Consider the following 16609-nt stretch of genomic DNA (forward strand, 5'->3'; position numbering starts at 1 on the left):
CGCGAGTTCGCACGCCGCCCCGAACCAGGTTCTGCGCGCGGGAAGTTCTGGCGCAGCCAGAACCGTGTCCGTCAGAGCCCGAACCAGCTTAAGCGCCCACGATGCGGGTTTAGAACGAAGGTTTTAGCCATGATGGCGTTACAGGGCACACCGCGCAAGAATCAATCCCGCCGAGCCAGCGCGATCAGGCTTAGCACGCCCAGCACGGCAAACAGGCCCAGGCTCCAGATGGCGTATTCGATGCCCAGAACTTTTATCCTTGCATCCATGCACGACGCAAAAATCCCGAAGAGCCAGGGCACGTGTGCGTCCAGCCCGGCGCCGACCATGAATTTATCGGCGAAGGTCTGGTCGCATGAAAACATCTTTGCCGCCACGCTATATTGATACCAGGCTGCCATCATGCCGCCTATGCTGAGTGCAGCGGCGACCAGCGCCGCCAGGCGCCGCAGCGCACCAATACGGTCAAGCAGCAAACCCAGCCAGCAAACCACGGCAATCACCAGATAAATCAGGCGCTGCAATACGCACCAGGCGCAGGGCCGAATGTTGAACACGTGCTGCGATATCAACGCAATGCCCACGGCCGCGAGGCATAACAGGGCGATAAGATGAAGAGTTTTGCGGGAAGAGGCGATCATTTTGCGGGTGGCGACGAGGTTATAGGGAGGCAAACGCACAATCATACTGCCACTACGAATGGCCGGCGATCGTTGCTGCTTCTTGCAGCAAATTGAGCAGCAACGCATGCGCGCCATCCCACACGATTTGCACGCCCAGACACAGCAAAATGAAGGCCGACAGGCGCATCAGGATCGCCGTGCCATTGGCGCCCAGCTTATGCAGGCACTGGGCCGCAAAACGCAGGCATAAATACACGACTAGCGACGCAACCACGATGGCCGGGATGGAACCCGCCAGCTTGGTCAGACTTTCGTAAGTGCTTTGGTCGTGCAGCGTCGCGCCCACCGTAATGGCGGTTGAAAGCGAACCGGGCCCGCAGATCATGGGAAACGTCAGTGGATAGAACGCTTTGGCCCGTATTTGTTCGGGCGTATAGGCATCGGCCATGGTTTGAACATGCTCGGTATCCGGAGCCGATGCGCTCACCAGTTGCCAAGCGCTGGCGATCACCAGCAGGCCTCCTCCCACCCGGACAATGGGTAGCGAGATGCCAAAGAAATCCAGCACAATATTGCCGGCCACCATCGCGACCGTAAGCATCACGAAAATATTGATGGACACCCGCTTGGCCAGTTGCGCGCGAACCGCTGCGCTCGCGCCTTCGGTCAGGCTTAAAAATAGCGGCGCCACGGCAGGGGGATTGAGGATGGGCAGCAATGTGGCCAGGGCGAAGAGGAAGCTGCGTCCGAAGTTGGCGATAAAATCGTTGAGGGTCATAGGGCGCGCCTGGTGGGTTGTGGGATTATGCGCTGAACTCGTCGAGTTTGGCCAGCAGGCTGCGTTCGAATTGCAATTGCAGGCGAGGATGCCCCAATACAGTGCCTTCAATGATGAAAATATCTTCCACCCGATCGCCCAGGGTCATGATTTTGGCCATTTTCAGGCTGATCGAATGCTCGGCAAACGCCTGGGCCAGGCTGTATAGCAGGCCCGAGCGGTCGGCCGCGGTCACCGATAGACGCCACGAGGCGCCGCTTTCATCAGGTTGAAGCTCGATGTTGGGCACAATGGGAAATATCCGGGAGCGGCGCGAACCGGGCCGGCGCACCGGGTCAGAGGTTAGTGCTCGCAGATCGGTCTGGCCCAGCCGGCCGGCGAGTTCGTGTTCGATCAGGCTGGCTTGCGAGCGGTAGTCGGTTTCGTGGCGCGGCGGCAAAACAATGAAACTGTCCAGCGCCCACCCGTGGCGCGTCGTATGGATGCGGGCTTCCTGCACGCTGAGCGCCCGGCGGTCGAAATAGCCGCAGATGGTGATGAACAAATCCTGGGTGTCGTGAGTGTAGACCATGACTTGCAGGCCTTCTGCGGCGCCGATGACGCGGACCTTGACGACAGGCTCGGTGGTGTACACCCGGTAGTACAGATGGCGGGTATGCCAGGCGATTTCGGACGCTTCATGGCGCAGGAAGTAGGCTACGTCCAGTTCTTGCCAGAAGGCTTCGCGGCTTTCGTCGCGCAGGCCCATCAGGCGGATTTCAGCGGCCGCGCTCTCCTTGCGTTGCGCCAGTATGGTGCGGGTATCGGGTTGTGCGCCGCCCAGAGCCAGCAGTGTGAGCCGATAAAGGTCTTCGAGGAGTTTTCCCTTCCAGGAGTTCCACACCTTGGGGCTGGTGCCACGTATGTCGGCCACCGTCAGCAGATAGAGTGTCGTCAGGCGCCTTTCATTTTGTACTCGCTGCGCAAATTCGTGCACGACGCGCGGATCGCTCAGGTCGCGTTTTTGTGCGAAGTTGGACATCGTCAGATGCTCGCGCACCAGAAACTCGACCAGTTCGGTGTCGGCGTGATCCAGACCGTGATCAAGGCAGAAGCGGCGCGCGTCATGGGCTCCCAGCTCCGAATGATTGCCCCCGCGCCCTTTGGCGATATCGTGGAACAGGGCGGCAATATACAAGAGCCAATGCCGTTCGACATTGGCCATCAATTGGCTGGCGAGCGAGTATTCCTGCGCGTGCTCGGGCATGGTGAAGCGGCGCAGGTTGCGTATGACCCTCAGGATGTGTTGGTCGACCGTATAGGCATGAAACAGGTCATGCTGCATCTGCCCGACTATTTTTCTGAATACGGGCAGATAACGAGGCAGGATATTGAGCATGGTCATGCGCCGCAGCGCATGCACGATGCCGCGAGGCTGTTGCAGTATTTGCAGGAATAGCCGCCTGTTGACCGGATTGCAGCGAAACTGCAGATCGATGCGGCGGCGCGCATGCCACATGGCCCGCATGGTCTGGGCCGACATGCCCGATAACTCGGCGTGTTCCTGCATGACCAGGAAAGCGCGCAACAATAGGGTTGGGTTGCGCGCAAAGCAGTCTTCGTGCCGGATTTCGAGGCGGTTTTGCACCATGCAGAAATCGTCGTCGATGATTTGCACGGGAGCGTCGGGCTGAGGAAACAGCCGCTCCTCGAAGGCCTGCATCAATATGGTGTTGAGCTGATTGACGACCCTGGCCGCCCAGTAGTAGCGCTGCATCAGGATTTCACTGGGCCGCCGGTTCTTGGCCGCGGTAAATCCGTAGATCGCCGCCAATGAGGGTTGCAGGTCGAAAAGCACCCGATCTTCGCGCCGTCCGGTGAGCAGGTGCAATTCGATGCGCAGGCGTTTGAAAGCCAGGTCGGCACGGCGCAAAGACCGATACTCGGATGGCGTCAGCAATTGGGCCCGCTCTATTTCGCGCCAGGTGCGCCCCAGGCCGGCTGCCTGCGCCACCCAAAGGATGACTTGCAGATCCCGCAGGCCGCCGGGCGCCTCCTTACAGTTGGGCTCGAGCGCATAAGGCGTGTCCTGGTGCCGGGCATGACGCTGCTGCATTTCGGCGCGCTTGGCCTGGAAAAAAGTTTGTGCGTCGAGTTGCTCACGCATCGCGTGCATGAGCGTTTGCAGCAAGTCTTTGCTGCCGGCCAGCCAGCGCGCTTCCATCAACGAGGTTTCAACGGTAATGTCGTTGGCGGCTTCGCGCCGGCAATCGTCGACGGTGCGCACGCTGTGGCCCAGATCGAAGCCCAGATCCCACAACGCGGCCACCAGTGTTTCCAGCAATTGCGTGTCGGACTCTGAGGGGGGCGATTGCAGCAGGATCAGGACATCGATGTCCGAATGCGGATACAGTTCGCCGCGTCCGTACCCGCCGACGGCGGCCAGGGTGGCGTTGCGGGGCAGCGGACACAGCTTGATCAGTTCGCGCAGGGCCTGGTCGGTGGCGCGGCGCAGCGCGGTGAGCAGCGCTTGCGGGTGCAACTGTTCGCGAAACTGCCCGATGGCTGCGTTTCGCCGCTCGTTGAGGCGTTCACGCAAAGCGGAGGCGAGGCTCGCGTCCATGTTTTGGCGCTATTGAGGCGCGCCTATGAAGGGCGGAGGCGGGGGCATCCCTTCGGAGACGGTAAGCACTTCGTATCCGTCGTCGGTCACCAGGATGCTGTGCTCCCATTGCGCCGAAAGGCTATGGTCGCGGGTCACCACGGTCCAGCCGTCGGCTAACTGGCGTATATCCTTGCGGCCGGCATTGATCATGGGTTCGATGGTGAAAATCAGCCCGGGCACCAGCTTCACTCCCGTACCGGGCCGTCCGTAATGCAGAACCTGGGGATCTTGGTGAAATTTACGACCCACTCCGTGGCCGCAATATTCCCGCACCACCGAAAAGCCCTGGCCCTCGGCATGCTTTTGTATGACATGCCCGACATCGCCCAGCGTGGCCCCCGGCTTGACTTGCTGTATGCCCAGCCACATGCATTCATAGGTAACCTCCGCCAGCCGTTTGGCCAAAATGGAGGGTTCGCCGATGTAATACATGCGGCTGGTATCGCCGAACCAGCCGTCTTTGATGATCGTGACATCGATATTCATGATGTCGCCGTTTTTCAAGACCTTGTCGCCCGGGATGCCGTGGCAAATAACGTGGTTGACCGAGGTGCAGATGGAGGCGGGATAAGGGGTGTAACCGGGTGGGGCATAGCCTACCGTGGCCGATATGACCTTGAGCTCATTATTGATGTAATCCAGACAAAGGCGGTCAAGTTCGCCTGTGCTGATGCCGGCGCGGACGTGGGGCGTGATGAAATCCAGAACTTTGGCTGCGTCTTTGCAGGCGGCGCGCATTTTGTCCAGATCGGCGGGGTCGGTAACAATACTACTCATAGTGGCTTGAATGAAGTGGGCTAAAGATAGTAGAATTATAGACTTTCCTAAAAAACAGGAAAGCGCTGCGAAAGCAGGAAAGCAGTATGAAACTGCAGGAAACAACAGTAAAAGCAGGAAAACATGCGTATTGTGGTAACTGAAGTGGCAACTGAATTGTGGTAACAGTATTGTTGTGGCAACTGTACTGCGACAACTGAAGCTGCATGACGTGCAATACGTAAATCGCGTGCTTGGCCTATCACATAGGGTGTCTGGTGGTTTTCCGGATACTGGCCCTGCACAAGACCTAACCCTTGGAGAAATCTATGTCTTTGATGCGTGAAATGTTGGAAGCGGGCGTGCACTTCGGTCACCAGACCCGTTACTGGAACCCCAAGATGGCCCCTTATATTTTTGGCCATCGCAACAAGATTCATATCATTAACCTTGAGCAAACAGTCGTCAAATTCCAGGAAGCGACCAAATTTGCACGTCAGATTGCCGCACGTGGCGGCAGCATTCTGTTTGTGGGCACCAAGCGCGCGGCGCGTGAGCTGATTGCCGCCGAGGCCGCCCGTTGCCGCATGCCTTTTGTCGACAGCCGCTGGCTGGGCGGCATGATGACGAACTTTAAAACGGTTAAAAGCTCGGTCAAGCGCCTGAAAGAGATGGAAGTGGCGCTGGCTGACGGGGCCACCGAGCGCATGAGCAAAAAAGAAGGGCTCATGTTCGACCGCGAACTGACCAAGCTGAACAAGGCCATTGGCGGCATCAAGGATATGAACACCTTGCCCGATGCACTGTTCATTATCGATGTCGGCTATCACAAGATTGCCGTGGCCGAGGCCCGCACTCTGGGCATTCCCGTTGTGGCCGTGGTCGATACAAACCATTCGCCCGATGGCATTGATTACATCATTCCCGGGAACGATGATTCGACCAAGGCAATTGCCTTGTATGCCCGCGGTATTGCCGACGCTGTGCTTGAAGGTCGCGAGCAGCACCTCAATGGCGTGGTCGAGGAAATTGCCGAGGGCGGCGAAGAGTTCGTCGAGTTGAACGAAGAGCACGAGTAAATACATGGTCCCGGGCGCGATGCCCGGGCGCCGCATTGCCGGTGATGGCTACCGCGCAGTGCTTCGGCCTGTATTTCTGCCCCGGTCATGCCGGGGCGAGTTTTAGTGAATTGGAGAAAAGAAGTGGCTCAAATTACCGCATCGATGGTCAAGGAACTGCGCGAAAAAACCGACGCGCCCATGATGGAATGCAAAAAGGCGCTCACTGAGGCCGACGGTGATCTGGCGCGAGCCGAAGAATTGCTTCGTGTCAAGCTTGGCAACCGCGCCAGCAAGGCGGCGGGCCGCGTGACGGCCGAAGGCCTGATCGGCCTGTATATTTCGCCTGACGCCAAGCAGGGTACGGTCGTCGAAGTCAATTGTGAAACCGATTTTGTGGCGAAAAACGACGACTTCGTGCGCTTTGTGAGCGAAGTGGCTGAACTGACCACTCGGCATAATCCTGCCGATGTGGCCGCGCTGGCTGCGTTGCCCATGGGAGAAGGCACGGTTGAATCCACGCGTGCCGCCCTGGTAGGCAAGATCGGCGAAAATGTCGCCGTACGCCGCTTCCAACGCCTGGCTACCGAGCATCGGTTGGCGAGCTACGTCCATAGCGGAAAAATCGGGGTGCTGGTCGATTTTGCCGGAGACGAAGGTATAGGCAAAGACCTGGCCATGCATATTGCAGCGACCAAGCCTCGTGCGCTCGATGCCGCTGGCGTGGCGCCCGCCGATATCGCCACCGAGCGCTCGGTGGCGGAGCAAAAGGCCGCCGAGTCGGGCAAGCCTGCCGATATCGTCACCAAGATGGTTGAAGGCTCCGTACAGAAATTTCTCAAGGAAGTTACACTGCTGTCGCAGCCGTTTGTCAAGAATGACAAGCAAACGGTGGCGCAAATGCTTAAAGAGCAAGGCGCTTCGATCAGCCGTTTCACCCTGTATGTGGTGGGCGAGGGGATCGAGAAGAAAGTCGACAATTTTGCGGCCGAAGTGGCTGCAGCGGCGGCTGGCCTGGCCTGATACGCCGTAAACCGTGCCGGCGGGCGTTGATTCCCCGGCCGGTGGCGGCGACCACTTTCTTGGCTTGTTTATTCGGGACTATCTATGACCACCAGAGCGTATAAGCGTGTTCTTCTCAAACTTTCCGGCGAAGCGCTGATGGGAGAAGATGCTTTTGGAATCAACCGCTCGACTATTTTGCGTATGACCGAAGAGATTGCCGAGGTCGCCACCCTGGGGGTCGAGCTGGCCATCGTCATCGGCGGCGGGAATATATTTCGTGGTGTCGCCCCCGGCGCGCAAGGCATGGATCGGGCCACGGCCGACTATATGGGCATGATGGCCACGGTGATGAATGCGCTGGCCCTGCAAGATGCGCTCAAACATCGCGGCCTCGATACCCGCGTGCAATCGGCGTTGAATATCGACCAGGTCGTAGAGCCGTACATCCGCCCCAAGGCCTTGCGTTATCTGGAAGAAGGCAAGGTGGTCGTGTTCGCCGCCGGCACCGGCAATCCTTTTTTTACCACCGACACCGCGGCAGCTTTGCGTGGCGCTGAAATCGGCGCTGAAATTGTCTTGAAGGCGACCAAGGTCGATGGCATCTACAGCGCCGATCCCAATAAAGATCCCAGCGCCACCCGTTATGCCCGAATCAGCTTTGATGAAGCGATCGTGCGCCGCCTCGAAGTCATGGACGCCACGGCATTTGCCTTGTGTCGCGACCAGAAATTACCCATCAAGGTATTCTCAATCAACAAGCCCGGCGCACTCAAGCGTGTGGTAAGCGGCGAAGATGAGGGCACCTTGGTTCACGTTTGATAAAGGAATGGCAATGAGCGTTGCAGAGGTCAAGAAATCGGCCGAAAGCCGTATGACTAAGTCGCTTGAGACACTGAAACTGAATCTGTCGAAAATTCGCACAGGTCGGGCACATGCCGGCATACTGGATCACGTCATGGTCGATTACTATGGATCGCCCGTGCCCATCAGCCAGGTGGCCAATATTAATCTGATCGACGCGCGCACCATCAACGTGCAGCCCTGGGAAAAGAAAATGTCCGCCCTGGTCGAGAAGGCCATACGCGATTCGGATCTGGGTTTGAATCCGCAGTCCATGGGAGACAATATCCGTGTCCCCATGCCGGCTCTTACCGAAGAGCGCCGTCGCGAGCTGACCAAGGTTGCCCGCAGCGAGGGCGAAGACACCAAGATTGCCGTGCGTAATTTGCGCCGTGACGCGAACGAAGCATTAAAAAAACTGGTCAAAGACAAAGAGGCTTCGGAAGATGATGAGCGGCGCGCCCAAGACGACGTGCAAAAGCTGACCGACCGCAATGTGGCTGAAATCGATCGGCTGGTTGCGCAGAAAGAAGCCGACATCATGACGGTTTGAACGTCAGTTCCATACCAGAAAGCATGATAACCAGCTCAACCCTCGTCGTACCCGATCGCGCCGATTCCCCTCGGCACTTGGCCATAATTATCGATGGCAACGGCCGCTGGGCGACCAAGCGGTTTCTGCCCCGTAATGCCGGGCACGCCCGCGGCGTGCAATCGGTGCGTCAAGTGGTAGAGGCTTGCGGCAGACGTGGGGTGGAGTACCTGACCTTGTTCGCGTTCAGTACCGAGAACTGGCGCCGGCCCAAAGAAGAAGTGTCTTTGTTGATGCGTCTTTTCATACAGACGCTGGAAAAGGAAGTGGGCAAACTTGACGAGCAGGGCGTGCGCCTGCGCGTCATCGGCGATGTGTCCGCCTTTGAGCCCAAACTGCAAAATCTGATTCAGGCGGCCGAACAGCGTACCGCGCATAATTCAGCCTTGAACCTGACCATTGCCGCCAATTATGGCGGCCGCTGGGATATTCTGCAGGCGATGCAGGCGATGCTGCGGGCGCACCCGCATCTGGCAAGCCAGCCGCAGGCCATCGCCGAAGAAACGCTTGGCGAGTACCTGTCGATGTCATGGGCGCCCGAACCCGATCTATTCATACGCACGGGCGGCGAGCAGCGCATTTCAAATTTCCTCATCTGGCAGCTTGCTTATACCGAACTGTATTTTTCAGATAATTATTGGCCCGACTTCGGTGCGAAAGAGCTTGATCAGGCGTTTGACTGGTATCGGATGCGCGAGCGCCGGTTTGGCCGCACCAGCGCCCAGTTGGCCGAAAGCAAGTAGGGAATGTCCATGCTAAGGCAACGCGTCATCACCGCCATTGCACTGCTGGTGGTGCTGTTTGCGGCGTTGCTGGCCCCTGGGGCTTGGCCTCTGATTGCGCTCTTGACGGTTGCCGCCGCCTGTGCGCTATGGGAGTGGCTGCGCCTGACCTGGCCGCAAGCGCACCCCATGGCGCCGCTTGCCGCAACACTGGCGCTAGTGGCTTTATGCGCCGGCGGAGCCGCGTGGATGAACATGGCGGCGCCGCTTCGGTTTCCGGCTATTCAAATTGTTGTCAATCATTGGCTGGTGCCGTTTGTGAGTGCCGTTTGGGTACTGGGGGCCAGCGTTATCGTGGTTCAAGGCAATACCGGCGTACGCGGCAGTGCCTGGCTATGTGTATTTGGCGTTCTGGCCGTGCTGGCGGCCTGGGCCGCTCTGGTGCAGATGTTTGTATTGCACGGAGCCTGGTTTCTGGTTTCGCTGCTGGCCTTGATATGGGCCGCCGACATTGCCGCGTACTTTACGGGCCGCGCATTTGGCCGGCATAAGCTAGCCCCCAGGGTCAGCCCTGGAAAAACGTGGGAAGGCGCGTTGGGTGGCGTCGTTGCGAGTATGCTATGGGTAATGTTAAGCGCGCATTGGGCTGGCAGTTTTGGCGCGCTTCTGATGCGGCACTGGCCGGCGTGGCTGGTGGCCGTCGCCGCCGCGGCGCTCGGAGCCTTGTCCATCGTCGGCGATTTGTTCGAGTCTTTGCTCAAACGGCGCGCGGGCGTGAAAGATTCAAGTGGGCTGTTGCCGGGCCACGGCGGCGTTTACGATCGGCTGGATGCTTTGTTGCCGGTGGCGCCGATCGCCTTGTTGCTCACCTTGGGAATGATTTGATGAAATTCCAGCGGGTATATGTATTGGGCTCTACCGGCTCGATTGGCGTCAATACTTTGGATGTGATTGCCCGGCACCCGGAGACGCTGTCGGTGTATGCCCTGAGTGCGTATAGCCGGATTGAACAGTTGGCGGCACAGGCGCTTGCCACCGGCGCGGCGGTGGTGGTCGTGCCTGATGAGCCCGCGCGCCGACGCTTTACCGCGGCGTGGCCGGCCGGCCGCACCTTGCCCGAGATTCGGGTTGGGGCGGCGGCGCTGGCCGATACCGCTGCCGATTCACAGGTCAGCACCGTCATGGCAGCCATCGTGGGGGCGGCCGGGCTGCCGGCCGCACTGGCGGCGGCCAAGGCCGGAAAACGCGTTTTGTTGGCCAATAAAGAAGCCTTGGTGGCTGCCGGCGCATTGTTCATGAAAACCGTGCGCGACAGCGGCGCCGAATTATTGCCTATCGATAGCGAGCACAATGCCATTTTCCAGTGCATGCCTCATTTTGGCCGAGCGGGCGCGGCCACCCATCCGGCCAAAGGAGTCCGGCGTTTGCTGCTGACTGCGTCGGGGGGGCCGTTTCGCACGACCTTGCTTGAAAAATTGACCGATGTCACACCCGATCAGGCTTGCGCCCATCCGAACTGGCGTATGGGGCGCAAGATTTCGGTTGATTCGGCCACCATGCTCAACAAGGGCCTGGAAGTGATTGAGGCGCATTGGTTGTTTGCCATGCCTCTGGAGCGTATCCAGGTGGTGGTGCACCCGCAAAGCATGGTGCATTCCATGGTCGAATACGATGACGGTTCCATTCTCGCGCAACTCGGTCAGCCCGACATGCGTACGCCTATTGCCTATGGACTGGGTTTTCCCGAACGTATCGCCAGCGGAGTCGGCCTTTTGGCCCTGACTTCCCTGGGGCGGCTCGATTTCGAAGAACCCAATCTGGATCGTTTCCCGTGCTTGCGCTTGTCATTCGAGGCCCTGCGGGCGGGGCAGGCGTCGTGCGTGACGCTCAATGCCGCCAATGAAATTGCCGTTGATTGCTTCCTGAAGCAGAAAATTCGTTATACCGAGATATCTCGCATTATTGAACGATGCCTGCATCGCGAAGTGGGGCGGGTGCGTTCGGGGCTGGATTCCCTGGAAGAAATTCTGGCGCTTGACGCCGAAACGCGCAGTTTCGCCTCGCAGTTGTGCCATGTAAAATGAACCCATAAAAACGGGGTCGCCTGGGGGGGCCGCTTAGTTGCCAACCCATTCTGGAATATCATGCTTTTCACTTTGCTCGCCTTTGCCCTCGCCCTGGGGGTGCTGATCACATTTCACGAGCTGGGCCACTATTGGGTAGCCCGGCGTTGCGGCGTCAAAGTGTTGCGTTTTTCCGTGGGTTTTGGCCGCGTGCTGGCGCGGCACACCGATCGTCATGGCACAGAATGGGCCCTGTCGGCTATTCCGCTGGGCGGATACGTCAAGATGCTCGACGATCCTTTGCCTGATTCCAGTCCGGGCGATGCGGATCAGGCGTTCAATCGTAAACCTGTCGCTGCGCGCTTTGCCATCGTATTGGCCGGCCCCATGGCTAATCTGCTGCTGGCGGCCATCTTGTATGCTCTGCTCAGCATGGCGGGCACACGTGAGCCGGCCGCCGTTCTGGCTGTGCCTGCGCCCAATACGGCCGCGGCCCGGGCGGGCTTTCAAGGGGGCGACCGTATTACCGGCATCGATGGCACAGCGGTGCAGTCGTGGGGCGAAGTGCGCTGGCGTCTGCTCGATGCCCTCACCACGGGTGGCGAGTTGACCGTGGCGGTAGACTCGCCCTCGGGCGTGGCGCGGGAGCGGGTGTTGCAACTGGCCCCAGGCCATATCGATTCTGAAAAAACCGACCTGATGGCCGACGCTGGCCTGCGGCTGGCGGCGGCCAAGCCCATCGTGACACAAATTACGGCAGGAAGCGCGGGCGATGCGGCCGGCCTGAAGGTGGGCGATGTGGTGCAAGCGGTGGGGGCGCAGGACCATCCAGGCGCGGATGCCATGGTGCGGGAAATCCAGTCGCACGCCAATCAGACGCTCGCCATGACAGTGCTGCGCGGCGGGGTGCCCACGCGTCTGGCGATTACACCCAGGGCTGAAAAGGGCGCCGATGGCAAAACAATCGGCCGCATCGGTGTATTGCTGGGGGCCGACTTTCCCATGGTTACAGTGCGCTATGGCTTGCTTGACAGCCTGCAGCGCGGCGTGTCCCGCACGGCCGATACCGCCTGGTTTTCCTTGAAAATGATGGGCCGCATGCTGGTGGGCCAGGTGTCTTTGCGCAATGTCAGCGGCCCGGTCACTATTGCCGATTATGCGGGCCAGACGGCGCGTATTGGCCTGGCGGCCTATATCAGTTTTCTGGCCCTGATAAGTGTTAGTATCGGTGTGCTGAATTTATTGCCTATTCCCCTGCTTGACGGTGGCCATCTGATGTATTACTTTTTCGAGGTTGTGCGCGGCAAACCGGTGCCCGACAAATGGCGAGAGACGGGGCAACGTGTGGGGCTGGGTTTTTTAGGCGCTTTAATGGCTTTGGCTTTTTTTAACGACTTCGCGCGCCTTTTCAGCTAAGGGCTTTCTGCCTTACAATCTTTCACCTTTTGATCGACCAAGGATCCTCCAGGATGTCGCTTCGCCCGAATCTCTCATTTACCAAGTGCGCCTTGCCTGTCTTATTCGCTGCTTTGCTCGCTCCTGGCTTGGCCAACGCTTTTGCTCCCTTTGTGGTGCGCGATATTCGGGTCGATGGCATACAACGCGTCGACGCAGGCACGATATTCAGTTATTTGCCGGTCAAGGTCGGCGAGCAGTTCACTGACGCCCAGGCCAGTGCCGCCATTCAGCGCCTGTACGCTTCCGGGCTCTTCAATGACGTGAAGATCGACGCGCAGGGCAATGTGTTGGTGGTTACGGTCAAAGAGCGTCCGACCATTGCCGCCGTTTCGTTCAACGGCATGCACGAATTCGACATCAAGGCCATTACCAAATCACTAAGCCAGGTCGGTTTCGGGCAAGGCAGCGTGTTCGACAAGTCGCTGCTCGACCGTGCTGAATTCGAGATCAAACAACAGTATTTGTCCAAAGGCAAATACGCGGTCGAGATCAATCCCATCATTACACCGTTGCCACGCAATCGGGTGGGCGTCAGTTTCGATATTTTTGAAGGCGATCTGGCGAAAATCCGGCAGATAAGCATTGTCGGCAATAAGGCATTTTCCGAGGGCACTCTGCTCGATCAGTTGCAACTGACCACCCCGGGGGTGATGACCTGGTATACCGGCACTGACAAATATTCGCGCGAAAAGCTGGAAGGCGATGTTGAGCGTCTGCGTTCCTATTATCTGGACCGGGGTTATCTTGAATACTCGGCCGAAGCTCCGCAGGTGACCATTTCCCCGGATCGCCGCGACATTTTCATAACCCTTACGATCCACGAGGGCAAGCCCTATAAGTTAACCAGCGTCAAACTTGCGGGAGATCTGCTGGGGTTGAACGACAAGATCCAAAAGCTGGTCACGATCAAAAGCGGCGAGACTTTTTCGGCCGCCAAAACCAACGCGACGGCAAAGGCCATTACCGACTACCTGGGGAGCCTGGGTTATGCGTTTGCCAATGTCAACCCGAATCCGGTGCTGGATCGCGAAAAGCATGAAGCCGACCTTACTTTTTATGTCGATCCGGGACGGCGCGTTTATGTTCGCCGAATCCAGATCGGCGGCAACACGCGCACTCGCGATGAAGTCATACGGCGCGAAATGCGCCAGCAAGAAGCGGCCTGGTACGATTCCACCAGCATCAAGGCCTCTCGTGATCGGATTGACCGGTTAGGGTATTTCAACGACATCAATGTGCATAACGTGCCGGTGGCCGGGTCGCCCGACCAAGTGGATATCGACGTCGACGTCAAGGAAAAGCCCACTGGCTTGGTGAATCTGGGGGTGGGCTATGGTACGACCGATAAAGTCATGCTGTCGGCCGGCATCAGTCAGGACAATGCCTTCGGTAGTGGCGATTCCTTATCCCTGCAGGTTAATACCAGCGCAATCAATCGGGCCGCGGTGATATCGCACACCAACCCATACTGGACCAAGGATGGCATCAGTAAAACGACGTCCTTGTACTACAACCGCACGACGCCTTACACTTTCGGGGGCGCCACCGGAACGTATGCCGTGACAGCGATCGGCGCCGGATTGAACTTCGGCATACCCATCTCGGAATATGACCGCATATTTTCGGGCGTCAGCTTCGAGCGCAATAGCATCAATCTGCTCGATACGCCGCCGCAGGCCTATAGAGATTTTGTCGATGCCTATGGCAGCAAAACGAATTCCTTTATCTTCAATCTGGGCTGGTCCAAAGATACCCGCGACAGCGCTGTTGCACCGACCAAGGGCAATTACACAAAGCTGTCGGGCAATGTATCGACCATGGACCTGCGCTACTATATGTTAAGCGCTCAGGAGCAGTATTATCTGCCTTTGGGCCGCAGCTTTACATTGGCGTTCAACGGTCTGTATGATTGGGGCAAGACGTACGGCGGCAGTGGCAAGCCATTCCCGATCATCAAAGATGTCTACGCTGGCGGCATCGGGTCGGTGCGCGGCTTCGAGGGTGCGTCCATCGGTCCTCGCGATACGGCCACCAACGACTATCTGGGCGGTTCGCAGCGCGTCGTCGGCACCGTGCAGTTATACCTGCCGTTCCCGGGGGCCTCGCGCGACCGTACTTTGCGCTGGTTTGTGTTCGCCGATGCCGGTAAGGTCAGCAATACCGACGGGACCTGCGCGACCGGGCCAATTAGCGGCCCTGTCGAAGATCCTTGCGGTTGGCGTTACTCTACCGGCGTTGGTTTCTCGTGGCAATCGCCTTTGGGACCGCTGCAGCTGTCTTACGGCCGGGCGCTGAATGCCAAGCAGGGCGACAACAGGCAATCCTTCCAGTTTCAGATAGGTACGGGCTTCTGACGCCGCATCTATAATGACGCATTAATTTTTTTATCTCTCTGCTTCTTTGCAAGGTAGATTTTTCATGAAGTCTCAAATCGCATTAAAACTTTCTACGCTAACTTGTGGCGTTCGGCGCAGTAATCGCGCCTTTGTACTGGCGTTAGCTCTGGGCGCTGCAACAATGGTTGCCGCTCCTGTATTTGCCCAATCCACCAAAATTGGTTTTGTCAGCACAGAAAAAATTCTGCGTGACTCCAAACCGGCCAAGGCTGCGCAAGCCAAGATCGAAGCCGAGTTCAAAAGCCGCGACGCTCAACTGCAAACTCTGGCCAATAATCTGCGCGCGCAGGCGCAAAAGCTCGACAAGGATGCGCCTGTATTGTCCGAGTCGGAACGGGTCAAGCGCCAGCGCCAGCTGTCCGACCTTGATTCCACCCTGCAGCGCAAGCGTCGTGAATTCCAGGAAGATTTCAACCGCCGCCGCAACGAAGAATTCTCCAGCATTGTCGAGAAGGCCGATGCCGCAATCAAGAAGATCGCGCAGACTCAAGGTTACGATCTGATCATTCAGGATGCCGTTACGGTTAGCCCGAGAGTGGATATCACCGATCAGGTGATGAAAGCGCTGGGCGGCTAAGCCATATGCCGGTATTGCTAGCGTCCGATCAGGCGCCGACACTGCCTGAATTGTTAAGGGCTGCAAATACCGTAGGCCTGGATTGTGAAATTGTCGGCGCTACCGAGCCTATGCCTTGTATCCAGGGCCTGGGCTCTTTATTATCGGCCGGCCCGGCTGAAATCAGCTTTTTATCCAACTCGAAGCTGCAGGCCCAATTGACCTTGTGCAACGCGGCTGCGGTCATCGTCACCGAAAGTGTCGCCGCAGCCTTGCCTGCGGGCGGGCGTCCGCGCGTGCGGGTCATATGCAGCCAACCTTATCTCATGTATGCCTTGCTGGCCCAGTGGTTCGACCAGCATCGAATCGATCAGTTGGCTACAGGGGTGCATCCGACGGCCGTTGTTGCTGATTCGGCCCAAATTGATGAGCACGCCAGTATCGGGCCGCATTGTGTGATCGAAGCGGGCGCCCGCATCGCCCGAGGATCGCACTTGGGGCCCGCCTGCGTGGTGGGGGCAGGGTCGGTCATCGGGCGTGACTGCCTGCTGCATGCGCGGGTCACCTTGTACCACGGTGTGACGGTGGGCGACCGGGCCATTCTGCATACGGGCGTGGTGCTGGGGGCCGACGGGTTCGGCTTTGCGCCGGACCCTCGTAAGGAGCGTGGCGCCTGGGCCAAGATAGCTCAATTGGGTGGGGTGCGATTGGGCGACGATGTTGAAGTGGGCGCCAATACGACCATTGACCGTGGCGCGCTCGAAGATACGGTCATCGGTAACGGCGTCAAGCTCGATAACCAGATCATGATTGCCCATAATGTGCACATCGGGGATCACACGGCCATGGCGGCATGCGTGGGCGTGGCCGGTTCGACGCGGATCGGACGGCGATGCACCATAGGTGGAGCATCGATGATTGCCGGCCACTTGGTGCTGGCCGACGATATCCAGGTTTCGGGCGGCACCGCCATCACCAGCAGCATCAGCGAGGCGGGACACTACACCGGGGTATATCCTTTCGCCGACCATCGGCAATGGCAGCGTAACGCGGCTGTTGTATCGCAGCTGGCGCAATTGCGCCGGCGGATACGGGCACTGGAAAAGCCCGAATGATCT

The 16609-nt window shown here is 58.4% G+C and carries 15 protein-coding genes; 11 read left to right on the forward strand and 4 right to left on the reverse strand.

What is annotated here, in order from left to right:
• Positions 1-161 precede the first annotated feature (161 nt).
• Genes EDC26_RS02370 through map form a run of 4 tightly spaced genes read right to left on the reverse strand, consistent with a single transcriptional unit; the run spans position 162 to position 4822 of the window.
• A complete protein-coding gene (locus EDC26_RS02370; RefSeq protein WP_132580067.1) occupies positions 162-641 on the reverse strand; it encodes a disulfide bond formation protein B in 480 nt (159 codons plus the stop codon).
• A 52-nt stretch (positions 642-693) separates the two neighbouring features.
• Positions 694-1401 (reverse strand): MarC family protein, encoded by a 708-nt coding sequence (locus tag EDC26_RS02375; protein WP_132579678.1) that lies wholly within the window; start codon positions 1399-1401, stop codon positions 694-696.
• A gap of 25 nt (positions 1402-1426) precedes the next feature.
• Positions 1427-4003, reverse strand: coding sequence for a [protein-PII] uridylyltransferase (locus EDC26_RS02380; protein WP_132579679.1), 2577 nt, complete (start codon positions 4001-4003; stop codon positions 1427-1429).
• A gap of 9 nt (positions 4004-4012) precedes the next feature.
• Positions 4013-4822, reverse strand: a complete 810-nt coding sequence (gene map, locus EDC26_RS02385) for a type I methionyl aminopeptidase (RefSeq protein WP_132579680.1) — start codon at positions 4820-4822, stop codon at positions 4013-4015.
• A gap of 308 nt (positions 4823-5130) precedes the next feature.
• On the opposite strand from map, the gene rpsB reads away from it, so the two are divergent.
• The 11 genes from rpsB to lpxD all read left to right on the forward strand — a co-directional run bounded on the left by rpsB (position 5131) and on the right by lpxD (position 16606).
• Positions 5131-5880, forward strand: coding sequence for a 30S ribosomal protein S2 (gene rpsB, locus EDC26_RS02390; protein WP_132579681.1), 750 nt, complete (start codon positions 5131-5133; stop codon positions 5878-5880).
• A gap of 123 nt (positions 5881-6003) precedes the next feature.
• Entirely contained in the window at positions 6004-6882 is an 879-nt protein-coding gene (gene tsf, locus EDC26_RS02395) for a translation elongation factor Ts (RefSeq protein WP_165930881.1), read from the forward strand.
• A gap of 84 nt (positions 6883-6966) precedes the next feature.
• Positions 6967-7683 carry a UMP kinase gene (gene pyrH / locus EDC26_RS02400; protein WP_132579683.1) on the forward strand — a complete coding sequence of 239 codons (717 nt, stop codon included), beginning with the start codon at positions 6967-6969 and terminating at the stop codon, positions 7681-7683.
• Between the two features lie 13 nt (positions 7684-7696).
• Complete coding sequence (gene frr, locus EDC26_RS02405) at positions 7697-8257, forward strand: ribosome recycling factor (RefSeq protein ID WP_132579684.1); 561 nt, start codon at positions 7697-7699, stop codon at positions 8255-8257.
• Positions 8258-8280: 23 nt separating this feature from the next.
• Positions 8281-9039 (forward strand): polyprenyl diphosphate synthase, encoded by a 759-nt coding sequence (gene uppS / locus EDC26_RS02410; protein WP_132579685.1) that lies wholly within the window; start codon positions 8281-8283, stop codon positions 9037-9039.
• A gap of 9 nt (positions 9040-9048) precedes the next feature.
• Positions 9049-9903, forward strand: coding sequence for a phosphatidate cytidylyltransferase (locus EDC26_RS02415; protein ID WP_132579686.1), 855 nt, complete (start codon positions 9049-9051; stop codon positions 9901-9903).
• Entirely contained in the window at positions 9900-11102 is a 1203-nt protein-coding gene (gene dxr / locus EDC26_RS02420; protein ID WP_132579687.1) for a 1-deoxy-D-xylulose-5-phosphate reductoisomerase, read from the forward strand. The genes EDC26_RS02415 and dxr overlap by 4 nt, the downstream gene beginning before the upstream one ends.
• 60 nt (positions 11103-11162) lie before the next feature.
• On the forward strand, positions 11163-12497 hold the full coding sequence (gene rseP, locus EDC26_RS02425) for an RIP metalloprotease RseP (protein ID WP_132579688.1): 1335 nt from the start codon (positions 11163-11165) through the stop codon (positions 12495-12497).
• 53 nt (positions 12498-12550) lie between these two features.
• Complete coding sequence (gene bamA / locus EDC26_RS02430) at positions 12551-14893, forward strand: outer membrane protein assembly factor BamA (protein WP_132579689.1); 2343 nt, start codon at positions 12551-12553, stop codon at positions 14891-14893.
• Between the two features lie 64 nt (positions 14894-14957).
• The gene (locus tag EDC26_RS02435; protein WP_132579690.1) at positions 14958-15512 is read left to right on the forward strand and encodes an OmpH/Skp family outer membrane protein; all 555 of its coding nucleotides are present in this window, start codon (positions 14958-14960) and stop codon (positions 15510-15512) included.
• A 5-nt stretch (positions 15513-15517) separates the two neighbouring features.
• Complete coding sequence (lpxD, locus tag EDC26_RS02440; protein ID WP_132579691.1) at positions 15518-16606, forward strand: UDP-3-O-(3-hydroxymyristoyl)glucosamine N-acyltransferase; 1089 nt, start codon at positions 15518-15520, stop codon at positions 16604-16606.
• Positions 16607-16609: the final 3 nt, after the last annotated feature.

It is taken from the genome of Paralcaligenes ureilyticus (assembly GCF_004346225.1).
In the GTDB taxonomy this organism is placed as follows: Bacteria; Pseudomonadota; Gammaproteobacteria; order Burkholderiales; family Burkholderiaceae_B; genus Paralcaligenes; species Paralcaligenes ureilyticus.

Bases quoted from the DNA above. Each gene is read 5' to 3' on its own strand.
- EDC26_RS02370 (WP_132580067.1), bottom strand. From the start codon at position 641: ATGATCGCCTCTTCCCGCAAAACTCTTCATCTTATCGCCCTGTTATGC.
- EDC26_RS02375 (WP_132579678.1), bottom strand. From the start codon at position 1,401: ATGACCCTCAACGATTTTATCGCCAACTTCGGACGCAGCTTCCTCTTC.
- EDC26_RS02380 (WP_132579679.1), bottom strand. From the start codon at position 4,003: ATGGACGCGAGCCTCGCCTCCGCTTTGCGTGAACGCCTCAACGAGCGG.
- map (WP_132579680.1), bottom strand. From the start codon at position 4,822: ATGAGTAGTATTGTTACCGACCCCGCCGATCTGGACAAAATGCGCGCC.
- rpsB (WP_132579681.1), top strand. From the start codon at position 5,131: ATGTCTTTGATGCGTGAAATGTTGGAAGCGGGCGTGCACTTCGGTCAC.
- pyrH (WP_132579683.1), top strand. From the start codon at position 6,967: ATGACCACCAGAGCGTATAAGCGTGTTCTTCTCAAACTTTCCGGCGAA.
- frr (WP_132579684.1), top strand. From the start codon at position 7,697: ATGAGCGTTGCAGAGGTCAAGAAATCGGCCGAAAGCCGTATGACTAAG.
- uppS (WP_132579685.1), top strand. From the start codon at position 8,281: ATGATAACCAGCTCAACCCTCGTCGTACCCGATCGCGCCGATTCCCCT.
- EDC26_RS02415 (WP_132579686.1), top strand. From the start codon at position 9,049: ATGCTAAGGCAACGCGTCATCACCGCCATTGCACTGCTGGTGGTGCTG.
- rseP (WP_132579688.1), top strand. From the start codon at position 11,163: ATGCTTTTCACTTTGCTCGCCTTTGCCCTCGCCCTGGGGGTGCTGATC.
- bamA (WP_132579689.1), top strand. From the start codon at position 12,551: ATGTCGCTTCGCCCGAATCTCTCATTTACCAAGTGCGCCTTGCCTGTC.
- EDC26_RS02435 (WP_132579690.1), top strand. From the start codon at position 14,958: ATGAAGTCTCAAATCGCATTAAAACTTTCTACGCTAACTTGTGGCGTT.
- lpxD (WP_132579691.1), top strand. From the start codon at position 15,518: ATGCCGGTATTGCTAGCGTCCGATCAGGCGCCGACACTGCCTGAATTG.